General features: G+C 54.5%; 4 protein-coding genes. All 4 read left to right on the forward strand.

Annotated elements, in window-relative coordinates; genetic code table 11:
* On the forward strand, positions 1-237 hold a 237-nt coding region (locus tag Q2B33_RS06665), incomplete at its 5' end, for a hypothetical protein (RefSeq protein ID WP_300817665.1).
* Positions 238-257: 20 nt separating this feature from the next.
* Complete coding sequence (locus Q2B33_RS06670) at positions 258-623, forward strand: hypothetical protein (protein ID WP_300782225.1); 366 nt, start codon at positions 258-260, stop codon at positions 621-623.
* Between the two features lie 304 nt (positions 624-927).
* Positions 928-2,043 (forward strand): tyrosine-type recombinase/integrase, encoded by a 1,116-nt coding sequence (locus Q2B33_RS06675; protein ID WP_300782228.1) that lies wholly within the window; start codon positions 928-930, stop codon positions 2,041-2,043.
* Between the two features lie 15 nt (positions 2,044-2,058).
* The coding region (locus tag Q2B33_RS06680) for a tyrosine-type recombinase/integrase (protein WP_300817667.1) at positions 2,059-3,799 on the forward strand (1,741 nt) is incomplete at its 3' end.

Genomic DNA, 3,799 nt, shown 5'->3' on the forward strand with positions numbered 1-3,799 from the left:
ATGGGGTTCGAAATGGCAGGCAGCTCCAGCGACATCGGGAGGAAACCGCTGTGGGAGCGCAGCGGCTTCCGGCGTTTTGTGGATGCCGCCACCAGGGGGGAGGCCGATATCCTGCTGGTAACCAGCCGCCGCTGCCTGACGCATTCGTCCATGCAGATGGCGCAGCTTAAGGCGCTGGCAGAGGGCTGCGGCCTGCAGGTGTATTCCCCGCTGACCGGGCCGATGGAACTGATATAGGCAGAAAAAAGGAGGCAGGCATGGACCAAAGGGAATTTGAACACTGGCAGGCGGTGACATCCGGCAGCCGGCACATGTGGGTGGAGGATGCGGTGACGCGGATGAACGGGCGCGGCTGCCTCTATTACAGCGGCGGGGAATCAGGGATCTATATGCGCATCACCCAGGACGGGATGCTGCAGGTCGGAAATTATGAGGGAGCCATCCCCCATATCGGGGAGGCGCTGTTCAGGCCGGGGGCGGAGAGAAAATGCGGCAGTTTCAGCGAGGCGTTCCAGCTTGCCTGTGAACTGGGCGGCAGGAAATTCCTGGCGGACATATTCTCCGGCAGCCAGGTCCCCCAGATGGCAGAAGCGGGAGGCATGGCACAGCCCATGCAGATGTGAGGAATGGAACCCCACAGGGCATGGAAAACAGGATCACAGACAGAAAGAAACATATTGGAAATCGGAAGGAGGCAGAGACATGGCGTGGATCATTGGAGCGGCAGCATTCATCATACTTTTTCTGGCAGCCATCTATGTGGTGGCCGGCATAGCGGTCAGCGTGGCAGGAAGCTACCAGACTGACTGAACCCCTTTTGTCGGTCCTGCCATATTTTGGGCAGACATGTTTGTTGGGTATGGATATGGATAACATCACGCCTACACGGTATACTGTGTATGGCGTCAGGGAAGGAGGCGGAAGCGGATGAAACGGTATACGGTGGAGACAGCGGCCGAGGGCACGACAAAGTATTTCTATATCATGGACGGGGAGACGCTGGACATCGCCCTGCTTCCGAGCAAGTATCTGAAACACAAGATAAAGGCAAACCTTTCCCCGAACACGGTAAAGAGGTACGCCTTTTCCATCTGCTGCTACCTGGAATACCTGGCGGAAAAGGGCCTGGACTTCCAGGCGGTCTGCGGTATGGGGTATGAGGAACAGAGCAGCCATTTCACACAGTTTCTATACTGGCTGAAAGAGGGATGCCACACAGAAAAAAAGAAAACAGGGGATGCCGACAATGGAACCTGCAACGCATACTTAAAGGATGTGTTCGGGTTCTATCTTTTTATGTCGGAATGCGGCTATGCGCCGAGCCTGCGGGTGCTTTCCTACAGCCAGATCACGGTGCCAAATGCGGCAGGCGTCAAGAGGACACTGCGGTGCAGGTCCTTCGGCGGCTACATGAAGGCGGAGGAACGGAATGTAAGGGCTGCAAGCGAGGAAGAAATCATCGCCACCCTGCAGGCATGCACCAACAGCAGGGACCAGCTGCTCCTCCTGCTGATCGCAGAAACAGGATTCCGCATCGGTGAGATACTGGGCGTGGATTACACCAGAGACATTGACTATGAGAAGCACACCATCGGAGTGTATTTCCGCGAGGACAACGAGAACGATGCCCGTGCAAAGAACGCGGAGTACCGGAAAGCCAAGATCAGCGAGGACGCCTTTGAATTCCTGATGGGCTACCTTGCAGAGTACCGGGAACTCCTGCAGCACCAGAGCTACCTGTTCATCAATGTCTCCGGCGATACCGCAGGGCAGCCCCTGAAAGTGGACAGCGTCTATGCCATGCTGGAGCGGGCGGCGGAAAAGACAGGCACGGAACTGACGCCACACATGCTGCGGAGGTATTTCGCAGTCACAAGATGGAATGCGGGCTGGCCGCTGGAACTGATCAGCCAGGCCCTTGGGCATAAGCACCTGGATACCACGATCAAATACCTGGGCATCCTGGATGACAAGCTGCTGGAGGCAAGCCGCGAGTTTTATGAGAAGCATTCCGTAAATTACGGCATCGGGAAGATGCCATAGGAAAGGGTGGTGGGCATGCCGGCATACCAATACCTGCAGGCGGTGCCGCAGGAGGACACAGGACAATTAAAGGAACAGCTGGAGAGGGAGCTTGCGGAATGCACAGAGATACTCCCCACGCACCGCAATAAACTCAGGGCATTCATGGAGGACAGGGGGATCTGGCACATCTGCGGGTTGGACTATCCGGCAAGGGCGGCATATGAGCAGTTCCTGAAAGGGCAGTTCCGCTCCATGGCATACCTGGCATACCTGAAGGCCATGGATCTGGTCAAGCTGCACTCCATCAAAGGGCAGGTGCGGGCAGTACGGGAAAGGGGAAGGCCCACGGCAGAATACGGAAACGGAATCCTGTTCCTGCCATACCACCCGGACCCGGAGATCGCAGAGCGGTTTATCAATGCCGTCAACAAGAACAGACTGGCATGGGATTTCGGGCAGAAAGCGCCGGAGAAGATGAAACGACAGATTTTTGCCAGCCTGCATTATGTCATTGGGATTTATAATGGGGACCAGCTGCAGGTCCATCTCCGCAGGCTGAAAGAACTGTACGGTTTCTGCATTAACAGGGAGATTGGCAGCATTGACGGGATTGAACTTGTGCAGGCAGAAGAATTTGAGGAAACCATGCAGGCATACGGTGAAAAAGGAGCGGCATACGGCATCATCGACTTATGCAGGAAGGCACTTTTTATGCAGGCCGCAGAAATATGCTGGGATGCGAATGTGTGGTACATGGAACGCCTGCACATACAGCCGGAACGCCTGAACCCTGCAAAACCGGTAAAGGCTATGTCGTTTCTGGAGGTTACGCACAAGGGAAACCGGGAACTGCTGAAGAAATACATGCGCTATGGAATAGGGGTCACGAACCTGTCGATCAGCGTCCTGCAGGTAGAGATGATATGGGTAAGGAACTTTCTTTCAGAGATAGGGCAGGCAGGGCGGGAAGATATCTGCAGGATCACAGGGAAGCAGATGGAGGAATATTTCCTGAAGCTGGCGGACAAAGGACTCCAGCCGAAATCCTATAATGCACAGGTTATGAGCATTCAGCATTTCTTCAACTTCCTGATTGCAAGAGGGTACATTGAGAGGGCGCCATTCTGCGTGGATTATTACCTGAAAAAAGTGGTGCCGAAACATAATGACAGGAGTGTGGATGCGGAGATATGGGCTGAAATACTGCGAAAACTCCCCGGTTTCCCAGAGGACATCCGGCTGATGTTCCTGCATCTGTGGGGGATCGGCCTGCGCATCAGCGAGGTCTGCACACTGAAAGGGAATGCCTATTACATACAGGGAAAGGATGCATGGGTACAGGTCTACCAGACGAAGATGCGGAGTTATAAGCGGATACCCATACCATACGCCCTGTACCGGCTGATGATGGTATACCTGAAAAAACATCAGGTAGGACCGGATGATTATGCGTTCCAAAGCAGCCAGGGTGAAGCCTACAGGAGCGCCACATTCCGGATGAAGATGCAGGAATGCTGTGAAAAAAACGGCATAAAAGGCGGGGAATACATTTTCAGGTCCCACGACTACCGCCACGGCATAGCCACCCTGTTTTATGACAGCGGGGTGTCCCTGCAGGGAGTGAGGGACTATCTGGGACATGTCTATGAGGAAATGACCCAGCAGTATGTAGACTACATGCCAAGGAAGATAGAAAAAGCAAGTGAAAAATATTTTAAGGAGCACGGCAGCCTTGCGGCCGGCCTGAAGATGAAGAAAGGAGGGAACGGCAGCG

This window comes from uncultured Acetatifactor sp., assembly GCF_948601915.1.
Lineage (GTDB): Bacteria > Bacillota > Clostridia > Lachnospirales > Lachnospiraceae > Acetatifactor.